Annotated in this window: 14 protein-coding genes; 2 read left to right on the forward strand and 12 right to left on the reverse strand. The window is 70.9% G+C overall.

What is annotated here, in order from left to right; genetic code table 11:
- Window positions 1-10: 10 nt before the first annotated feature.
- From yjfF to araB, 6 genes are all read right to left on the reverse strand, one after another.
- Entirely contained in the window at window positions 11-1,003 is a 993-nt protein-coding gene (yjfF, locus tag OC439_RS02000) for a galactofuranose ABC transporter, permease protein YjfF (RefSeq protein ID WP_013286824.1), read from the reverse strand.
- Window positions 1,000-2,070 carry an ABC transporter permease gene (locus OC439_RS02005; RefSeq protein ID WP_262011898.1) on the reverse strand — a complete coding sequence of 357 codons (1,071 nt, stop codon included), beginning with the start codon at window positions 2,068-2,070 and terminating at the stop codon, window positions 1,000-1,002. The genes yjfF and OC439_RS02005 overlap by 4 nt, the downstream gene beginning before the upstream one ends.
- Window positions 2,067-3,608: a sugar ABC transporter ATP-binding protein gene (locus OC439_RS02010; protein ID WP_262011899.1), complete on the reverse strand. Its 1,542-nt coding sequence runs from the start codon at window positions 3,606-3,608 to the stop codon at window positions 2,067-2,069. The genes OC439_RS02005 and OC439_RS02010 overlap by 4 nt, the downstream gene beginning before the upstream one ends.
- A 72-nt stretch (window positions 3,609-3,680) precedes the next feature.
- Window positions 3,681-4,676, reverse strand: a complete 996-nt coding sequence (locus tag OC439_RS02015) for an ABC transporter substrate-binding protein (protein WP_262011900.1) — start codon at window positions 4,674-4,676, stop codon at window positions 3,681-3,683.
- 98 nt (window positions 4,677-4,774) lie between these two features.
- Window positions 4,775-5,446, reverse strand: coding sequence for an L-ribulose-5-phosphate 4-epimerase (locus OC439_RS02020; protein ID WP_262011901.1), 672 nt, complete (start codon window positions 5,444-5,446; stop codon window positions 4,775-4,777).
- Entirely contained in the window at window positions 5,443-7,125 is a 1,683-nt protein-coding gene (araB, locus tag OC439_RS02025; protein ID WP_262011902.1) for a ribulokinase, read from the reverse strand. The genes OC439_RS02020 and araB overlap by 4 nt, the downstream gene beginning before the upstream one ends.
- A gap of 654 nt (window positions 7,126-7,779) precedes the next feature.
- On the opposite strand from araB, the gene OC439_RS02030 reads away from it, so the two are divergent.
- Window positions 7,780-9,435, forward strand: a complete 1,656-nt coding sequence (locus OC439_RS02030; protein WP_262011903.1) for a glycoside hydrolase family 27 protein — start codon at window positions 7,780-7,782, stop codon at window positions 9,433-9,435.
- Window positions 9,436-9,494: 59 nt separating this feature from the next.
- Here the strand turns inward: OC439_RS02030 and mmsB are convergent, their stop codons facing one another.
- The 6 genes from mmsB to OC439_RS02060 form a co-directional block, all read right to left on the reverse strand.
- Window positions 9,495-10,745 (reverse strand): multiple monosaccharide ABC transporter permease, encoded by a 1,251-nt coding sequence (gene mmsB, locus OC439_RS02035; protein ID WP_262011904.1) that lies wholly within the window; start codon window positions 10,743-10,745, stop codon window positions 9,495-9,497.
- Window positions 10,742-12,280, reverse strand: coding sequence for a multiple monosaccharide ABC transporter ATP-binding protein (gene mmsA, locus OC439_RS02040; protein WP_262011905.1), 1,539 nt, complete (start codon window positions 12,278-12,280; stop codon window positions 10,742-10,744). The genes mmsB and mmsA overlap by 4 nt, the downstream gene beginning before the upstream one ends.
- 84 nt (window positions 12,281-12,364) lie before the next feature.
- Window positions 12,365-13,504, reverse strand: a complete 1,140-nt coding sequence (gene chvE, locus OC439_RS02045; protein WP_071094585.1) for a multiple monosaccharide ABC transporter substrate-binding protein — start codon at window positions 13,502-13,504, stop codon at window positions 12,365-12,367.
- Window positions 13,505-13,705: 201 nt separating this feature from the next.
- Window positions 13,706-15,058, reverse strand: a complete 1,353-nt coding sequence (locus tag OC439_RS02050) for an endo-1,4-beta-xylanase (RefSeq protein ID WP_262011906.1) — start codon at window positions 15,056-15,058, stop codon at window positions 13,706-13,708.
- A gap of 170 nt (window positions 15,059-15,228) precedes the next feature.
- Window positions 15,229-16,323, reverse strand: a complete 1,095-nt coding sequence (locus OC439_RS02055; protein WP_262011907.1) for a 12-oxophytodienoate reductase — start codon at window positions 16,321-16,323, stop codon at window positions 15,229-15,231.
- Between the two features lie 42 nt (window positions 16,324-16,365).
- Window positions 16,366-16,734: a MerR family transcriptional regulator gene (locus OC439_RS02060; RefSeq protein ID WP_262011908.1), complete on the reverse strand. Its 369-nt coding sequence runs from the start codon at window positions 16,732-16,734 to the stop codon at window positions 16,366-16,368.
- Window positions 16,735-17,044: 310 nt separating this feature from the next.
- On the opposite strand from OC439_RS02060, the gene OC439_RS02065 reads away from it, so the two are divergent.
- Window positions 17,045-19,165 (forward strand): cellulase family glycosylhydrolase, encoded by a 2,121-nt coding sequence (locus OC439_RS02065; protein ID WP_262011909.1) that lies wholly within the window; start codon window positions 17,045-17,047, stop codon window positions 19,163-19,165.
- Window positions 19,166-19,168 lie beyond the last annotated feature (3 nt).

Here is a 19,168-nt window from a genome sequence, read left to right on the forward strand (position 1 = left end):
CTAGGAACCGTCACTTGAACCGGATGCCGATGAGGCGCTGGAGGAGGATGAACGCGAACAGCAGGCCGCCGATCACGATCTTGGTCCACCAGGAGTTGAGGCTGCCGTCGAACGTGATCAGCGTCTGGATCACGCCCAGCACCAGCACGCCGAGCACGGTGCCGAAGACGTATCCGGAGCCGCCGGTGAGCACGGTGCCGCCGATCACCACGGCGGCGATCACGTCCAGCTCCATCCCGACGGCGATCAGCGGCGCGCCGGACAGCGTGTAGAACGACAGCAGGATGCCGCCGATCGCCGAGCAGAGCCCGCTGATCGTGTAGACGGCGATCCGGGTCCGCGCCACCGGCAGGCCCATCAGCAGCGCCGACTGCGCGTTGCCGCCGACCGCGTACACGTTGCGGCCGAACCGGGTGTACGCCAGCACGTACGCCGCGATCAGCACCACCGCGAACGCGATCAGCACGCTGATCGACACGAAGTTGCCGGCCGGGTCGCCGATGCGCTGCTGCGACATCGAGGTCCAGAAACCGTCGGTGATGGAGATCGAGGCGTCGCTGATGAACGTGCACATGCCCCGGGCGAAGAACATCCCGGCGAGTGTCACGATGAACGGCTGGATCTCGAAGAAATGGATCGCGCAACCCATCAGGAAACCCAGCGTCGGGCCGATCAGCAGCGCGATCACCAGCACCAGGGCCGCGGGCAGGCCGTCGCGCAGCAGCGCCGCCGACACCATCGCGGTCATCGCCACCACCGATCCGACGGACAGGTCGATGCCGCCGGTGAGGATCACGAACGTCATGCCGACCGCGACGACGAGCAGGAAGCCGTTGTCGATGAAGACGTTGAAGACGACCTGGACGTTGGAGAAGGCGCGGTACTGGGACACGCCGATGCCGTACATGACCAGCAGCAGGGCGAGCGTGGCCAGCACCGGTACGTGCCGCCGGGGCAGGCTGGGCCGCCACGACCGGCCGGTGGTCAAGGACGTGCTGCTCATGCCGGCACCTGCTCCTTCTCCCGCTGCGGTGCCGCCGGGCCGGGTTCGGCCCCGCGCCGTCGCCGGCGCAGCCGGGCCCGGAACGCCGGGGCCTGCACGAGGCAGACGGCGATGACGACGACGGCCTTGAACAGCAGCGACGTCTGCGGCGAGATGTTCATCGCGTACACGGTGGTGGTCAGGGTCTGGATGATCAGCGCGCCGAGCACGGTGCCGCCGAGGGAGAACCGGCCGCCGGCCAGCGACGTGCCGCCGATGACGACGGCCAGGATCGCGTCGAGTTCGATCCACAGGCCGGCGGCGTTGCCGTCGGCGCTGGACACGTTCGCGGTGACCATGAAACCGGCGAGCGCGGCACAGGCGGCGCTGATCACGTAGACGAGGAAGACGATGCGCCGCGACCGGATGCCGGCGAGCCGGCTGGCCTCGGCGTTGCCGCCGACCGACTCGACGATCAGCCCGAGCGCGGTGCGGCGGGTGAACGCGGCCACGAGCAGCGCGGCGGCGAGCGCGATCAGGATGGCCAGCGGCAGCGTCAGGAAGTGCCCGAGCCCGATCGCCCGGTACGGACCGGAGTTGATGGTGATGATCTGGCCCTCGGTGACCAGCTGGGCGATGCCCCGCCCGGCCACCATGAGGATCAGCGTGGCGATGATCGGCTGGATGCCGATGACCGCCACGAGTATCCCGTTCCAGGCACCGAGCACCAGCGCGGCACCGAAGGCCAGTGCGAGCGCGGTGGCCACCGTGGCCGGGCTGCTCTGGTCGGCCGCCCCGCTGATGTGCAGGCAGGCGATCGCGCCGCTGATCGCGCAGAGCGAGCCGACCGACAGGTCGATGCCGCCGGTGGCGATGACGAGCGTCATCCCGAGCGCGACCAGGATCAGCGGCGCGCTCAGCCGGAGGATGTCGATCGGCGTGCCGTACAGGTGGCCGTTCTTGACCTCGACGGCGAGGAAGCCGGGACGGTAGACGGTGTTCGCGGCGATCATGACCACGAGCACGAGTGCCGGCCAGAACAGGCGGTGGCCGGTCAGCGGGCGGAGGCGGTCGGCGACGGCGGTCATGGGGTCACCTCCTCCCGGGGCGTTCCACTGGCGATGGTGCGCATGACGCGGTCGGCGTCGAGCGTGTCGTCGTTGTCGAGCTGAGCGACCATCTCCCGGTCGCGCATCACCGCGACCCGGTGGCTCAGGCGCAGCACCTCCTCCAGCTCGGCGGAGATGAACAGCACCGCCATGCCGCCGTCGGAGAGCTGCACCACCAGCTTCTGAATCTCGGCCTTGGCGCCGACGTCGATGCCGCGGGTCGGCTCGTCCAAAATCAGCAGGCGCGGCTCGGTGATCAGCCAGCGGGCCAGCAGCACCTTCTGCTGGTTGCCGCCGGAGAGGTTGCGCACCGGCAGCTCCGGGTTGGCGGGACGGATGCTCAGCGCCTCGACGTACCTGCGGACCAGCTCGTCCTGGCGGCGGCGCGGGATCGGACGCAGCCAGCCGCGCGCGGCCTGCATCGCCAGGATCATGTTCTCCCGGACGGTGAGTTCCGGGACGATGCCCTCGGCCCGGCGGTTCTCCGAGCAGAACCCGACGCCCTGGCCGATGGCCTGGATCGGGTTGCGGACCGGCGCCCGGCCGCCGTCGAGCCGGACCTGGCCGTGGTCGGCCCGGTCCGCGCCGAAGATCAGCCGCGCCACCTCGGTCCGGCCGGAGCCGAGCAGGCCGGCCAGGCCGACCACCTCGCCGGCGTGGATGCGCAGGCTGAACGGGGCGACCGCGCCGCGCCGGCCGAGTTCGGTGGCGTCCACGAGCGGGGCCGCACCGCCCGCGTCGAGGGTGGCGCGCTTCTGCTGCTCGTCGAGCCGCTCCAGCACGTCCAGCTCCTGCCCGATCATCTTCTCGACCAGGCTGAACTGCGGCAGCTCCTCGGTGCGGTACTCCCCCACGAGCTGGCCGTTGCGCAACACCGTGATCCGGTCGGCGATGCCGTAGACCTGGTCGAGGAAGTGGGTGACGAACAGGATCGCGATCCCCTCGTCGCGCAGTTGCCGCATGATCCGGAACAGCTGCGCGACCTCGCCGGCGTCCAGGCTGGACGTCGGTTCGTCCAGGATCAGTACCCGGGCCCGCACGTCGATCGCCCGGGCGATGGCGACCATCTGCTGCACCGCGAGCGAGTACGAGCCGAGCGGCGCGCCGACGTCGAGGTCGAGGTCGAGCCGGGCCAGCAGGTCGCGGGCCCGGCGGCGCATCTCGCCCCAGCGCACCGCGCCGAACCTGCGGGGTTCCCGGCCGATGAAGACGTTCTCCGCCACCGACAGGTTGGTGCAGAGGTTGATCTCCTGGTACACGGTGCTGACACCGGCCGCGGCGGCCTGCATCGGACCGGTGAACGAGACCTGCTCGCCGTCGAGCGTGACGACGCCCGCGTCGGTCCCGTAGACGCCGGTCAACACCTTGATCAGGGTGGACTTGCCGGCGCCGTTCTCGCCCATCAGGGCGTGGACCTCGCCCGGGAACAGCCGGAAGTCGACGTCGTGCAGCGCGCGGACCCCGGGGAAGGTCTTGCTGATGCCGGTCATGGTCAGGACCGGACGGTTACCCGTCATCCCATCGGACCTCTTCTTCGACGGTGGTGGTACGGGGGCCGCCGTCGGTTGCGACGGCGGCCCCCGGGTGACTCAGTACTTGCGGTTGGGCAGTGCCTCCTTGGCCTGCTCCTGGGTGAACGTGGTCTCCTCGGTCTCGATCCGGGCGGGCACCTCCTCGCCGGCCTTGACCTTCTTGACCAGGTCCATCAGCTGCGGGCCGAGCAGCGGGCTGCACTCGGCGATGAAGTTGAACTTGCCGTCCGCGAGGGCCTGCATGCCGTCCTTCACCGCGTCGACGGTGATGATGGTGATGTCCTTGCCGGGCGTCTTGCCGGCCGCGGTGATCGCCTCGAGCGCGCCCAGGCCCATGTCGTCGTTGTGCGCGAAGAGCACATCGATCTTCGGGTTGGCCTTGAGGAACTGCTCCATCACCTGCTTGCCGCCGGCGCGGGTGAAGTCACCGGTCTGCGAGGCGACGATCTTCAGGTTGGGGTTGGCCGCGATCGCCTCGGCGAAGCCCTTCTTCCGGTCGTTTGCCGGCGCCGAGCCGGTCGTGCCCTGCAGCTCGACGATGTTGACCGGGCCGGACGCGGACTTCTTCTGCTCCACCAGCCACTCGCCGGCGAGGCGGCCCTCCTTGACGAAGTCCGAGCCGAGGAACGTCTTGTAGAGCGACTTGTCGGCCGAGTCGACGGCGCGGTCGGTCAGGATCACCGGGATCTTGGCGTCCTTGGCCTCCTTGAGCACGGTGTCCCAGCCGGACTCCACCACCGGCGAGAAGGCGATCACGTCGACCTTCTGCTGGATGAAGTTCCGGATCGCCTTGATCTGGTTCTCCTGCTTCTGCTGGGCGTCGTCGAACTTCAGCTCGATGCCCGCCTCGGCCGCCGCCTCCTTGATCGAGGTGGTGTTGGCGGTGCGCCAGCCACTCTCGGCGCCCACCTGGGAGAAGCCCAGGACGATCTTGTCGTTGCCGTCGCCGGAACCGCCGCCGGTGTCGCTGTTGCCGCACGCGGCCATGCTGGCGGCGAGCAGCACGCCGGCGAACGCCGCGATGACCGTGCGTGCCGTGCTCCTGCTTCTCATCGATTCTCCTCCGGGGGTTGGATGTTCCGGGCGCACGTCCGGCGGGGAGCCGGAGCGGCCCGGGTGTGGTGGTGGGGGGTGCGCGGCGCGGTCCGGGGTCAGTGCGCCGACGGGCGTTGGCCGTACACGTTCTGGTAGCGGTCGTAGAGCGAGTCGATGTCGGCCGGCGCGATCGGCACCGGCTGGCCGAGCGCCCGGGCCAGGTGTGCGGTGCGGGCCACGTCCTCGCACATCACCGCGGCCTTGACCGCCGCCCGGGCGTCACGGCCGATGGTGAAGACGCCGTGGTTGCGCATGAGTACCGCGGGTGAGCGGTGCCCGGACAGCGTGCTGACGATGCCCTTGCCGATGTCGTCGCCGCCGATCAGCGCGAACGGCCCGATCGGGATCTCCCCGCCGAACTCGTCGGCCTGCGCGGTCAGCCAGCACGGGATCGCCTCGCCGCGGGCCGCCCAGGCGGTGGCGTACCCGCTGTGCGTGTGCACGACGCCGCCGACCTCGGGCATCGCGCGGTAGACGTAGGCGTGCGCGGCGGTGTCGCTGGACGGGGCGCCGTCGCCGTCGACGACGGTGCCGTTGAGGTCGCAGACCACCATGGCCGCCGCGGTCAGGTCGTCGTAGTCGACGCCGCTGGGCTTGATGACCATCAGATCCTGACCGGGTACGCGGGCTGACACGTTGCCGGCGGTCCAGGCCACCAGGTCGTAGCGGGTCAGTTCGCGGTGCAGGCGCGCCACCGTCTCGCGCAGCGCGTCGACCTGGCTGTTCATCCGACCACCTCCAGGGTCGCGGCGGCGCGGTCCGCGGCGGCGTCGACCGCCGCGTTACGGATCGCCCGCAGGCGGAGCATGACGTCGTTCGCGCCGCGGCCGAAGTGGTCGTGCAACGCGCGGTACTCGGCGTACAGGGCGTCGTAGGCCCGGACGTTCTCCGGTACGGGCCGGTAGACGGCCTCGTCGATGCGCCCCATCGCGGCGGACGCCTCGTGGATCGTCGGGTACGCCCCGGCGGCGACAGCCGCGTGGATGGCCGAGCCGAGCGCCGGGCCCTGGGCGGAACCGATGATGCTCAGCGGCCGGTCGGTGACGTCGGCGTAGATCTGCATGAGCAGCCGGTTGGAGGTGAGCCCACCGGCCACCACCAGGTCGTCGACCGGCACACCGGCCTGCGCGAACGCCTCGACGATCATCCGGGTGCCGTACGCCGTGGACTCCAGCAGCGCGCGGTAGACGTCCGGCGGCCGGGTGGCGAGCGTCAGCCCGACGATCATCCCGCTCAGGTCGTGGTTGACCAGCAGGGACCGGTTGCCGTTCCACCAGTCCAGCGCCACCAGGCCGTGCGCGCCGACCGGCTGGGCGGCGGCGGCCTCGGTGAGCCGCTCGTGCGAGTCGAACCCGGCCGGGGCGGCGTGGCGGACGAACCAGCCGAAGATGTCCCCCACGCCGCTCTGCCCGGCCTCGAAGCCCCAGGCGCCGGGGCTGATGCCGCCGTCGACCACGCCGCACATGCCCGGCACCTCGGCCGGGTGGGTGCCGTTGAGGACGTGGCAGGTGGAGGTGCCCATGATGGCGACCAGCCGGCCGGGCCGCAGCGCCTGGGCCGACGCGGCGGTGACGTGGGCGTCGACGTTGCCGGCCGCGACCGCGATGCCCTCGGGCAGTCCGGTCCAGGCCGCGGCGCGGGCGCTGAGCGTGCCGGCCCGCGCGCCCAGCGGCAGCAGCGGACCGTCCAGCTTGGTCACGAAGTCGGCGAAGCCGGGGTCGAGCGCGGACAGGTAGTCCGCCGACGGGTAGCGGCCGTCCTGCCGGATGCCCTTGTAGCCGGCCGTGCAGACGTTGCGCGTCTCGGCGCCGCAGAGCTGCCACACGATCCAGTCGGCGGCCTCGATGAAGCGCTCGGCCCGGCGGTAGACCTCCGGGTCCTCCTCCAGGATCTGCAGGCCCTTGGCGAACTGCCACTCGGCGGAGATCTTGCCGCCGTAGCGGCCGAGCCACGGCTCGCCGCGTTCGGCCGCCAGCGCGTTGATCCGGTCGGCGTGCGGCTGCGCGGCGTGGTGCTTCCAGAGCTTCACCCAGGCGTGCGGCCGGTCGCGCAGTTGCGGGATCTCGCACAGCGGTGTGCCGTCGGCGAGCGTCGGGAGCACGGTGCACGCGGTGAAGTCGATGCCGATGCCCACCACCCGGGACGGGTCCACGCCGGATTCGGCGAGCGCGGCCGGCACCGCGTGGCGCAGCACGTCGCGGTAGTCGTCCGGGTCCTGGAGGGCCCAGTCCGGGGGCAGCGCCGGGCCGCCGTCGGGAAGCGCGGTCTCGATGACCCCGCGCCGGTACTCGTGCACCGCCGTACCGAGTTCGGCGCCGTCCCGGACGCGGACCACGAGCGCCCGCCCGGACAGCGTGCCGAAATCGACACCGATCACGTACCGGTCGGACGCGTCCACTTCGCTCATTTGCACCTCCGCCGTGTCACGGAGTTAGTGTTAGCGCTCACATATACATCCGTCAAGACACCTCCGGGCAACAGCTACGTAACGAGGAACCACCCTCGCCGGACCACCGCGGCCGGGCGGCACGGACCGGCGGGGCCGCGCCCGGAGGAGATCCACACGGACGCGTGCCCGGTCCGGCCGCCGGGCCCCGGCGAGCGCCTTGTTAGCGACAACAATCGATGCCTTAGTGGATCGTCGGGCCGCCGCGATCGGCGCTGCGGACTCCGAGCCGCGGCGAGGGCCTCCCGAGGTCGCACAGCGCCCCTCAGCGGCACTTTTCCCGGCCCCGGCACCCGCGCAAACGGTCGCCGACACGGGCCGCACGGACCTCGTCGCTATTTACAGGGTTTGATGTCAGCGATAACATTCTCGCCATCCCTGCTTCGTGGCGCCGCCGTCCGGGAAACCCCGGCGCCGCAGCCGGGCGGCGACGCGGACGGCGTCCCCGTCGACCGCCGGACCCCACCACCCACGAGCGCCCGCCGGTGACCGGCCGGCCCCTCTCCACTGCCGTGCCGCGTACGTCCCCGCGCACCCCGGGCGACGCCACGCGACCGGCGGGCCGCTCCCAACCGGACGCCGGCACGGCCGGCGCCCGGCGACCGAGGAGGATCAGTGCGCAGATGGACCCGACGGACGCTCGCCGTCCTGGGCGTCGCGGCGGTGGCGCTCGCCGCGACAGTCACCGACCAGGCTGTGGCCCCGCGTCCCGCCCGGGCGCTGGACAACGGCGTCGCCCGTACCCCGCCGATGGGGTGGAACACCTGGAACACCTTCGGCTGCAACATCAACGAGACCCTCATCCGCCAGACCGCCGACGCGATGGTCAGCAACGGCCTGCGCGACCTCGGCTACAAGTACGTCGTCGTGGACGACTGCTGGTTCGACCCGAACCGGGACGCGCAGGGCAACCTCCAGGCGCACCCGCAGCGGTTCCCCAGCGGGATGAAGTCCCTCGGTGACTACCTGCACGCCCGGGGCCTGCTGTTCGGCATCTACCAGGTGCCGCTGGACAAGACCTGCGCCCAGGTCGGCGGCGCGTTCCCCGGCGCCACCGGCAGCCTCAACCACGAGTACCAGGACGCGCGGCAGTTCGCCGCCTGGGGCGTGGACTACCTCAAGTACGACTGGTGCTCCGGCACCGGCACCATCAACGACCAGGTGGCGCGGTTCGGCATCATGCGCGACGCGCTGGCCTCCACCGGACGCCCGATCGTCTACAGCATCAACCCCAACAGCTACCACGCCAAGACCGGGCCGCAGCGCAACTGGAGCGACGTGGCGAACCTCTGGCGGACCACCGAGGACATCACCAACGCGTGGAACACCGGCCAGACGAACGGCTACCCGATGGGCATCCAGAACATCGTCGACGTCACGGTGCCGCTGGCCGGTTACGCCGCGCCGGGCGGGTTCAACGACCCGGACATGCTCGAGGTCGGCCGAGGGGGCATGAACGACACCGAGATGCGCAGCCACTTCGCGCTGTGGGCGGTCCTGGCCGCGCCGCTGATGATGGGCAACGACGTACGGTCGGCGAACGCCGCCACGCTGGCGATCCTGCGCAACGCGAACCTGGTCGCGATCAACCAGGACGCGCTCGGCCGTCAGGCGGCCCAGGTCTCCTTCGACGGCACCCGGCGGGTGCTGGCCAAGCCGCTGGCAAACGGCGACGTGGCGGTCGCCCTGTTCAACCAGGGCGGCTCGACCACCACCGTCTCCACCACGGCGGCGGCGGTGGGCAAGAGCGGCAGCTCGTTCACGCTGCGCGACGCGTGGACCGACGCCACCTCCACCAGCACCGGCACGATCTCCGCCAGCGTGCCCGCGCACGGCACCGTGGTCTACCGGGTCAGCGGGGGCGGCACCACCACCCCGCCGCCGGTCCCGACCACGTTCCGGCTGCGCAGCGAGTCGTCCGGCCGGTGCCTCGACGTGGACAACGCCGGCACCGCCAACGGCACCGGGACGCTGATCTGGGACTGCCACAACAACGCAAACCAGCAGTTCACCGCCAGCGGGCAGGCGTTGCAGGTGCTCGGCAAGTGCCTGGACGTGCCGACGAGCGCGACGGCCGGCACCCGGGTGCAGATCTGGGACTGCAACGGCGGCACCAACCAGCAGTGGACCGTCAACGGCAACGGCACGGTGAGCAACGGGCGCTTCCCGTCGCTGTGCCTGGACGTCGACAACGCGGGCACCGCCAACGGCACCCGGGTGATCGTCTGGACCTGCCACGGCAACGCCAACCAACGGTGGAGCCGGGCGTGAGCGGCTACGGCCGGTGAACGGCGGTCGGCCGGACGAAGGGGCGAGCGTCCGGCCGGCCGTCACCGGGCGCCGGCCGCCCGGCGCTTGTTCCAGATGTCGAACGCCACTGCGACGAGCAGCACCAGGCCCTTGACCACCGACTGGACGGACTGGTCGACGCCCATGAGCTGCATCCCGTTGCTCATCACCGCCATGATCAGGCCACCCACCATGGCGCCGACCACGGTGCCGACGCCGCCGGTGACGGCCGCGCCGCCGATGAACGCCGCCGCGATCGCGTCCAGCTCGAACATGTTGCCCGCCGCCGGCTGGGCCCCGTTCGAGCGGGACGAGTAGATGACACCCGCCACGGCGGACAGGAAGCCCATGTTGACGAAGATCCAGAAGTTGACCCGCTTCACCCGTACGCCGGACAGCATCGCCGCGGGCAGGTTGCCGCCGATGGCGTACACCTGGCGGCCGAACACCGTGCGGCGGGTGAGCAGGCCGTAGACGAGCACGAGCACGGCGAGCACGATCAGCACGATCGGCAGGCCCCGGGCGTGGGCGAGCTGCCAGGCGAACCACATGACCACGGCGCCGACCACCACGATCCGCAGGACGAACAGCGGGAACGACTCCACCGGCTGCTCGTGGCGCACCCGGGCGACCCGGGTCCGGAACACGGCCACCGCGTACCCGACCACGGCGAACGCGCCGATGAACAGTGTGAAGGCGTCGTAGCCCTGGCCGCCCAGCAGGCCGTTGAGGAAGCCGGCCGCGACCCGCTGGTACTCCTCCGGGAACGGCGAGAGCGAGATGTTGTCCAGCACGCGCAGCGTCAGGCCGCGGAACAGCAGCATGCCGGCCAGGGTGACGATGAAGGCCGGGATGCCGGCGTACGCGACCCAGAGCCCGTGCCACGCGCCGACCGCGACGCCCACCGCGAGCGCGGCCAGGACGCCGGCCCACCAGGGCATGCCTTCGCGGATGACCAGCACCGCCGAGACCGCTCCGGTGAGCGCCACCACCGATCCCACGGACAGGTCGATGTGGCCGCCGATGATCACGATGACCATGCCGATCGCGAGCACCAGGATGTAGGAGTACTGCAGGACGATGTTCGTCAGGTTGCCGGGGCTCAGCGAGACGCCGTCGGTGAGGACGGCGAACAACGCGACGATCACCACCAGGGCGATGTAGATGCCGCTCTGCCGCAGGTTGCCCAGGATCAGCGCGCGCGGGTCGCTGGTGCCGGTGTGCAGGGTCGCCGCCGCGCCGGTGTCCGGCGTGGCGACCTTCGTGGCGGGAGGAGGCTTCGTGCTGGTCATCGGACGAGATCCCTGTCCTTGGTCATGAGTTCCATCAGGTTCTCCTGGGTGGCCTCGGCCACCGGCGTCTCCCCGGTGATCCGGCCGGCCGCCAGGGTGTAGATGCGGTCGCACATGCCGAGCAGCTCGGGCAGTTCGGAGGAGATGAGCACGACGGCCTTGCCGTCGGCCACCAGCCGGTTGACGATCGTGTAGATCTCGAACTTCGCGCCCACGTCGATGCCCCGGGTCGGCTCGTCGAGGATCAGCACGTCCGGGTCGGTGAACAGCCACTTCGCCAGCACGACCTTCTGCTGGTTGCCGCCGGAGAGCTTGCCCACCACCGACATCACCGTCGGCGCCTTGATGTTCATGTCGCGCCGGCCCCGCTCGGCGACCTGGATCTCGCGGTTGCCGTCGATCCAGCCACGCCGGGCCAGCTTGTCGAGCGCGGCGGCCGAGACGTTGCCGCGGACGTCGTCGATGAGGTTGAGGCCGTAGTGCTTGCGGTCCTCGGTGGCGTACGCGATGCCGTTGGCGATGGCCTCGGCGACAGTGCGCGCCCGTACCTCACGGCCCCTGACGAACAGCCGGCCCCTGATGTCCCGGCCGTACGCCCGGCCGAACACGCTCATCGCCAGCTCGGTGCGCCCGGCGCCCATCAGGCCGGCGATGCCGACGACCTCACCGGCGCGCACGTGCAGCGACGCCCGGTCGACGACCAGGCGGTCCTGGGTCGGGTGGCGCACCGACCAGTCCTCGATCCGCAGCACCTCGTCGCCGGGCGTCACACTGCGGGTCGGGTAGAAGGCGGCCAGGTCGCGCCCGACCATGCCGCGGATGATCCGGTCCTGGGTGACGGCGCCGTCGGACATGTCCAGCGTCTCGACGGTACGGCCGTCGCGGATGACAGTGGTCGAGTCGGCGACGGCGGTGATCTCGCCTAGCTTGTGCGAGATCATGATGCAGGTGATGCCCTGGTCGCGCAGCCGGCGCATCAGGTCCAGCAGGTGCGCCGAGTCGACGTCGTTGAGTGCCGCCGTGGGCTCGTCGAGGATCAGCAGCCGCACCTTCTTGGACAGCGCCTTGGCGATCTCCACGAGCTGCTGCTTGCCGACGCCGAGCTGGATGACCGGGGTGACCGGGTTCTCGTGCAGCCCGACCGACCGCAGCAGCGCCGCGGCCTCCGCATTGGTCCGATGCCAGTCGATCAGCCCGCCGCGACCGCGGCGCTCGTTGCCGAGGAAGATGTTCTCGGCGATCGACAGGTAGGGCACCAGGGCGAGTTCCTGGTGGATGATCACGATGCCGCGGGCCTCGCTGTCCTGGATCCCCCGGAACCCGACCGGCTCGCCGTCGAAGACGATCTGGCCGTCGTAGCTGCCCGCCGGGTAGACCCCGGACAGCACCTTCATCAGGGTGGACTTGCCGGCGCCGTTCTCACCGCAGATCGCGTGGATCTCGCCACGCCGTACGGCGAGCGAGACGTCCTGGAGCGCGGCCACGCCCGGGAAGGTCTTCGTGATGCCCCGCATCTCGAGGATGTGATCGCTCATGGGTATCCGTCCTGCTCGTGGTCGAGGTGTCCGGAGCGGACGGGCCCGGTGGCGCGGTGGCCGCCGGGCCCGTCGCCGCGCGGGTCAGCCGGCCCGTCCGGCGGCGACCTCCTGCTCGGTCAGGTAGCCGGAGTCGATCAGGACGGACTTGATGTCCTCCTTGTAGACGGTCTGCACCGGCAGCAGGAACGCGGGCACGACCTTGACGCCGTTGTTGTACGCCTTGGTCTCGTTGGCCTTCGGCTCCTCCTTGCGCAGGAACGCCTCGGCGGCGATGACCGCCTGCTCGGCCAGCAGCCGGGTGTCCTTGAACACCGTCGAGCTCTGCACGCCGTCGTTGATCAGCTTGACCGAGGCGACCTCGGCGTCCTGGCCGGTCACCACCGGCATCTTCTTGGCGCCGCCGCGGTAGCCGGCGTTCTGCAGCGCGGTGATGATGCCGCGGGACAGGCCGTCGAACGGCGACAGCACGCCGTCGACCTTGCTGCCGTCGTTGTAGCTGGAGGTGAGCAGGTCCTCCATCCGCTTCTGCGCGGTCTCCTGCTGCCAGCGCAGGATGGCGGCCTGCTCGATCTTGGTCTGCCCCGACTTGACCTTCAGCGTGCCGGCGTCGAAGTACGGCTTGAGCGTGTCCATCGCGCCGTTGAAGAAGAAGCCGGCGTTGTTGTCGTCCAGCGAGCCGGCGAACAGCTCCACGTTGAACGGGCCGGTCGCGGTGCCCTTGGCGCCGTCCTTGGTGAGCAGGCCGAGGCCGACCAGGAGCGCGTTGGCCTGCGCCACGCCGACCTTGTAGTTGTCGAAGCTGACGTAGAAGCTCACGTTCGGGCTGTTGCGGATGAGCCGGTCGTAGGAGATGACCGGGATCTTCGCGGCCGCGGCGGCCTGGAGCTGGCCGCTGAGCGCGGTGCCGTCGATCGGGGCGATGACCAGCACGTCCGCGCCCTGCGTGATCATCTGGTCGATCTGCTGCGACTGGGTCGGGATGTCGTCCCCGGCGTACTGCAGGTCGACCTTGTAGCCCTTGGCCTGGAGCTTCTCCTTCACCGAGTTGCCGTCGGCGATCCATCGTTCCGAGGTCTGCGTCGGCATCGAGACGCCGATCGTCAGGTCGCCGGGCTTGGCCGAGCTGGTGTCTCCGCCGCCTCCCGCGCCCTCGCCGCTGCAGGCGGCCAGGCTGATCGCGAGCGCGGCACCGCTGAGTGCGGCCAGAAGTCGTCTGCGCACGAGCGTCCTCCCTGTCGTGGCGGTCCCTGTGACACAGGTAACCCTCACGGGGAGTGTTAACGCTCACAAGTTGCCCCGTCAACCAATCGCGCGAAATGCGCATGTCTCTTTCTCGTAACAGAGACGGCGGTCCAGGTCGGACGGGACGGCGTGGCGGAGCACCGCGGGGGCGGCGCGCGCCGCCCCCGCGGTGGCCCCGGCTCAGGTCGCGGAGCAGGTGGGCGTCATGCCCGATCCGCTGCCGTTGCCCTGGAACCCGAACTCGGTGCTCTGACCGGCGCCGAGCTGGCCGTTGTAGTCCACGTTCGCGAACCGCACCGTGCCGCTGTTACCGCTCGCCGTCGCGCTCCAGGTGTTGGTGATGCTCGCGCCGCCCGGCAACGTCATGGTGACCGTCCATCCCCGGGTGCCCGACGAGCCGGCTGTCACCTTCACGTTGGCGACGAAGCCACCGGTCCAGGAGTTCAGCGTCACCGAGGCCGAACATCCACCCTGGCCCGGCGGCGGGGTGGTCGGGTTGTTCGGCGGCGGCGTCGTGGTCGGCGGCGGGTTGTTGCCGCCGGCGTTCAGCGCGTCGAGCACCGCGTTGTACGCCGCCTTCTTGTTGCCCGAGCAGTCGAACAGCAGCGCGTTGTCCGAGCCGCGCCACGAGTCGCAGTCCCGGACGCCCCACACCGTGATGCCGGTGCAGCGCGACACCGCCAGGCAGGCGCGGGTCACGGCGGCGTAGATGTTCGCCTGGTTGCCGCCGGTCATCACGTCCAGCTCGGTGATCTGCACCTCCACGCCCAGGTCCGCGAAGCGCTGGAGGTTGGCCTGGTAGTCACCGGGGATCGTGGTGCCCAGGTGCGACTGGAAGCCGACGCAGTCGATCGGCACGCCGCGCGACTTGAAGTCGCGGACCATGTTGTAGATACCGGTCGACTTCGCGTTGATGCCGTCGGTGTTGTAGTCGTTGTAGCAGAGCTTCGCGCCCGGGTCCGCGGCGCGGGCCGCCCGGAACGCCGCCTCGATCCAGTCGTTGCCGGTGCGCTGCAGGTTCGAGTCGCGGCGCCCGCCGCTGCCGCCGTCGGCGAACGCCTCGTTCACCACGTCCCAGGCGTAGATCTGCCCGCGGAAGTGGGTGGCGACCTGGGTGACGTGGTTGATCGCGGCGTTGCGCAGCGCGCTGCCGGACAGGCCCTGCGCCCACGACGGCTGCTGCTGGTGCCAGAGCAGCGCGTGCCCGCGCACCGACATGCCGTTCGCGCGTGCGTGGCTGACTAGCCGGTCGCCGCCGGTGTAGCTGAACCGCCCCTGCTGCGGCTCGGTGGCGTCCCACTTCATCTCGTTCTCGGCCACCACGGAGTTGAACTCGCGGTTCAGCACAGTGGCGTACGTGTTGTCGGACAGCTTGTTGGTGGCGACCGCGGCGCCGAAGTAACGGCCCTTCTCGGCCGCCGACGCGCGCAGCGTGGTGCCGGCGCTCGCGGACGGCGCCAGGGCCACCGCCATCCCGGCGGCGAGCGCGCCGGCCAGGATGCCGGTGGTCAGCAAGGCTCTCTTTCGTCTCATGCGGATTCCTCTTCCGGGGGTTACGCGATGGTGGTGGTGCGAGTCCCCGACCCCGCGTCCGGTGACGGTGTCGAGGTACGCCCAGCGCGGCTCGCCCGGTGAACCTTGCGGCGCTCATGCCCTGCCATCGACTGTGAGCGATAACATCCCCCGGCGTCAACCCCTGCCGCCTAGGGATAGACGTCCTCGTGCGCCTTGCGGTAGTCGACGATCTCGTCCAGCCGGCCGGCCACGGCGTGCGTCACCCAGGCCGGGTTGCCGAGCAGCGCGCGGCCCAGCGCGACCAGGTCGAACTCCCCGTCCGCCAGCCGCGCGGCCAGGCCCGCCACCGACTCCGGGCCGTACGGGCGCAGGAAGTCCCGCCGCAGCCCGACCGAGCCGACGGTGATCGACGGCAGGCCGGTGAGCCGCTTCGCCCAGCCGGCCAGGTTCAGCGGCGAGCCGGGGAACGCCGGCTGCCAGAAGCGGCGCTGCGAGGCATGCAGCACGTCCGCGCCGGCCTCGGCGAACGCCCCGAGGATCCGCGCCAGCTCGGCCGGGGTCTCGGCGATCCGCGCGTCGAACGCGCGCTCCTTGAACTGGGAGAACCGCACGATCACCGGCCGGTTTGCCGGGACCTGCGCGCGTACCGCGCGCACCACCGCCGCCGGGAACGCCGCCCGCCGCTCCGGCGAACCGCCGAACGCGTCGGTCCGGCGGTTCGTGTACGGCCACAGGAACTCGTCCAGCAGGTAACCGTGCGCGGCGTGGATCTCGATCGCGTCGAACCCGGCCCGCACCGCGACCCCTGCCGCGTCCGCGTACGCCGCGAGCAGCACGTCCACGTCGGCGGCGGTCATCGCGTGCGGCGCCGGGCGGCCCGGCTCGCGTACCCCCGAGGGGGTCCACGCCGGACGGCCGTCCACCGGCTCGCGCAGGCTGCCCAGGTGCCACAGCTGCGCGGCGATCCGGCCGCCGGCGGCGTGCACCGCCTCGACCACGCCCCGCCAGCCGGCCTCGGCCGCACCGGCGGTCATCCGCGGCACGGTGTCCTCGTGGCCGGCGCTGGGATGGTCGACCAGCACGCCCTCGGTGACGATCAGGCCGATGCCCGCCGCGGCGCGGCGCCGGTAGTAGCCGGCCATCTCCGGCGTCGGCACGCCACCGGGCGCGCGGTTACGGGTCATCGGCGCCATCACGAAGCGGGACGGCACCGGCAGCCCGGCGACGGTGACGGGTGCCAGCAGCGGCGCCAGCGGCGAGGCGGTGTCCAGAGTCGCGTTCATGACCCGACGCTAGGAGTTGACACCGGTGTCAAGGGCAAGCGTTCAGGCGGCCCGATCCCGGGTGTCCTCGGTCACGCTCATGTCGGACACGACGTCGTCGAGCACCGCGACGGCGTGCGCGAGCCGCGCCATCTCGGCGGTCATCCGGGCCCGCTCCTCGCGCAGCCGGTCGGTGAGCCACGAGGTGCGGATCTCCGGATCGGTCACGCAGGGCAGCAGCTCGGCCATCCGGCGGCTGCTCAGCCCGGCGTCGAACAGCCGCTGGATGAGCCGGACCCGGTCCACCGCCGACTCGGCGAAGACCCGCTGCCCGCTCGGTGTCCGCACGGCGGCGAGCAGGCCCTGCTGCTCGTAGTACCGGATGGACCGGGCGCTCACCCCGGTACGCGCCGACAGCTCCCCGATCCGCATCGCGCCCCCTGTGTCAGTGCGTCCCCGCCCGCCCGCCGGGCAGCGGCGCCCGGGCCGGCGGTGGGTGCTCACGACGATACCGGCGACCGGGCCGCGCGTCGTTCCCGCAAGCGGGGGCCTCCGGTACAGTAATCGATTGCCGACGATGTTATCGGTCACAACGATACGGTCGGCAGCCGCGGGAGCCTCGCCACTCGTCGCGCGCGCCCCGGGCAGGCGCCGCGCACCGGAACGTCGCCGGCCGCCGCACGCAGGCGGCCCGCCGCGCATCCGGCACCGACCGCACGCCTGCACGGCGAGGAGCCCTTTCATGAGTGAGCACAACGTCCGACAGGTCCGCCGGCGGATCGGCCTGGTGGCCGCCGTCGTGGCCCTCACGGTCGCCGGCGGCCTGACCGTCACCGGCAACGCCCAGGCCGCCGCCGGCTGCCGCGTCACCTATACGGTGCCGTCGCAGTGGCCGGGCGGCTTCACCGCCGACGTCACGATCGCCAACCTGGGCAGCCCGGTCAACGGCTGGAATCTGACCTGGACGTTCCCGTCCGGGCAGCGGGTGACGCAGGCGTGGAACGCGACGGTCACCGCGGCCGGTCCCCGCCAGACCGCAAAGAACATGAGCTACAACGCCACGATCGGCACCGATGCCAGCGTGTCCTTCGGGTTCAACGGGGCCTGGACGGGCAGCAACACGGCACCCACCTCGTTCGCGCTCAACGGCGTCACCTGCGACGGCAGCGGCGGCGCGCCGACCTCCACCCCACCGCCCTCGCCGTCGGCGTCGGTCTCGCGCTCCCCGTCACCGTCGCCGTCCACCTCGCCGCCGCCGACCGGGTCGCCGTCCGACGACGCGATGAGCACGGTGGCCGACATGCAGCCCGGCTGGGGGCTGGGAAACACGTTCGACGCCATCCCGGACGAGACGTCGTGGGGCAACCCGCCGGTCACGCAGGCACTGCTGCACCACGTTCGCTCCCAGGGCTACCGCAGCATCCGCATCCCGGTGACCTGGAGCAACCACCACGGCCCCGCACCCGACCACACCATCGACGCAGCCTGGCTGAGCCGGATCCGTCAGGTGGTCGACTGGGCACTGGCCGAGGACCTCTACGTGCTGATCAACCTGCATCACGACTCATGGCAGTGGATCAACGCCTATCCCGGTGACCGGAGCACTGTGATGAACCGGTACACCGCCTTGTGGACCCAGATCGCCACCGCCTTCCGCGGCCACTCGTCGAAGCTGCTCTTCGAGAGCATCAACGAGCCGCAGTTCACCGGCACGGCGGGCGACACGCAGAGCGACGAGGTGCTGGACGAGCTGAACACCGCATTCGTACGCCTCGTACGCCGCACCGGTGGGAACAACGCCGACCGCGTACTCGTGCTGCCCACCCTGCACACCAGCTCCGAGCAGGCGCGGCTCGACGCCCTGTCGGCCACGATCGGCCGGCTCCAGGACGACCACATCGCGGCAACCGTCCACTTCTACGGGTGGTGGCCGTTCAGCGTCAACATCGCCGGCGGCACCCGGTACGACGCCAACGTCGAACAGGACATGGTCGACGGCTTCAACCGGGTACGCGACACGTTCGTCGCCCGGGGTATCCCGGTGATCATCGGCGAGTGGGCGCTGCTCAGCTACGACTACACGCGGCCCGGCATCATCGAGCGCGGGGAGTTGCTCAAGTTCTTCGAGGCCGTCGGCTACCACGCCCGCAGCAGAGGTCTCACCACGATCCTCTGGGACGCCGGCTCGTTCCTCAACCGCAACGATCTCCAGTGGCGCGATCCCGGCCTGTTCGCCCTGATGAAGGCGAGCTGGACCACCCGCTCCGCCACCGCGTCCTCGGACCGGATCCACGTGTCCCGCGCCGGCGCCGTCACCGCGAAGGCGCTCACGCTCGATCTCCACGGCACGTCGTTCCAAGGACTGTGGCAGGGTGACACCAGGCTGACCGAGGGCGCCGACTACACAGTGTCCGGCACCACACTCACGCTGACCGGAACGGCCGTGGCGCGGCTGGCCGGTGACCGCGCCCCCGGCATCAACGCCACCGTCGAGGCCCGCTTCTCCGCCGGCGTGCCGTGGCGGATCAGCGTCGTCTCGTACGATCCGCCGACGCAGTCCGCGGCGACCGGCACGACCGGCGCCTTCGCCGTCCCCACCCGGTTCAACGGCGACGAGCTGGCCACGATGGAGGCGAAGTACGCCGACGGCAGCCCCGCCGGACCGGCGAACTGGACCCCGTACAAGGAGTTCTGGACGCACTTCCAGCCCGACTACGCCGCGAACACGATCCTCCTGAAGCCGGAGTTCTTCGCCGAGGTCGACGACGGCCCGGTCACGCTCACCTTCCACTTCTGGAGCGGCACCCAGGTCACGTACCGGATAGTCAGGTCCGGAGACACGGTGACCGGCAGCCCCGCCTGACCG

It is taken from the genome of Micromonospora sp. Mcm103 (assembly GCF_024519755.1).
GTDB lineage: Bacteria > Actinomycetota > Actinomycetes > Mycobacteriales > Micromonosporaceae > Micromonospora > Micromonospora aurantiaca.

What these genes read in the sequence shown, in the direction of transcription:
- mmsA (WP_262011905.1), bottom strand. Translation starts at nt 12,280, where the DNA reads ATGAGCGATCACATCCTCGAGATGCGGGGCATCACGAAGACCTTCCCG.
- OC439_RS02005 (WP_262011898.1), bottom strand. Translation starts at nt 2,070, where the DNA reads ATGACCGCCGTCGCCGACCGCCTCCGCCCGCTGACCGGCCACCGCCTG.
- araB (WP_262011902.1), bottom strand. Translation starts at nt 7,125, where the DNA reads ATGAGCGAAGTGGACGCGTCCGACCGGTACGTGATCGGTGTCGATTTC.
- OC439_RS02065 (WP_262011909.1), top strand. Translation starts at nt 17,045, where the DNA reads ATGAGTGAGCACAACGTCCGACAGGTCCGCCGGCGGATCGGCCTGGTG.
- mmsB (WP_262011904.1), bottom strand. Translation starts at nt 10,745, where the DNA reads ATGACCAGCACGAAGCCTCCTCCCGCCACGAAGGTCGCCACGCCGGAC.
- OC439_RS02015 (WP_262011900.1), bottom strand. Translation starts at nt 4,676, where the DNA reads ATGAGAAGCAGGAGCACGGCACGCACGGTCATCGCGGCGTTCGCCGGC.
- OC439_RS02010 (WP_262011899.1), bottom strand. Translation starts at nt 3,608, where the DNA reads ATGACGGGTAACCGTCCGGTCCTGACCATGACCGGCATCAGCAAGACC.
- OC439_RS02055 (WP_262011907.1), bottom strand. Translation starts at nt 16,323, where the DNA reads ATGAACGCGACTCTGGACACCGCCTCGCCGCTGGCGCCGCTGCTGGCA.
- OC439_RS02050 (WP_262011906.1), bottom strand. Translation starts at nt 15,058, where the DNA reads ATGAGACGAAAGAGAGCCTTGCTGACCACCGGCATCCTGGCCGGCGCG.
- OC439_RS02060 (WP_262011908.1), bottom strand. Translation starts at nt 16,734, where the DNA reads ATGCGGATCGGGGAGCTGTCGGCGCGTACCGGGGTGAGCGCCCGGTCC.
- yjfF (WP_013286824.1), bottom strand. Translation starts at nt 1,003, where the DNA reads ATGAGCAGCACGTCCTTGACCACCGGCCGGTCGTGGCGGCCCAGCCTG.
- OC439_RS02020 (WP_262011901.1), bottom strand. Translation starts at nt 5,446, where the DNA reads ATGAACAGCCAGGTCGACGCGCTGCGCGAGACGGTGGCGCGCCTGCAC.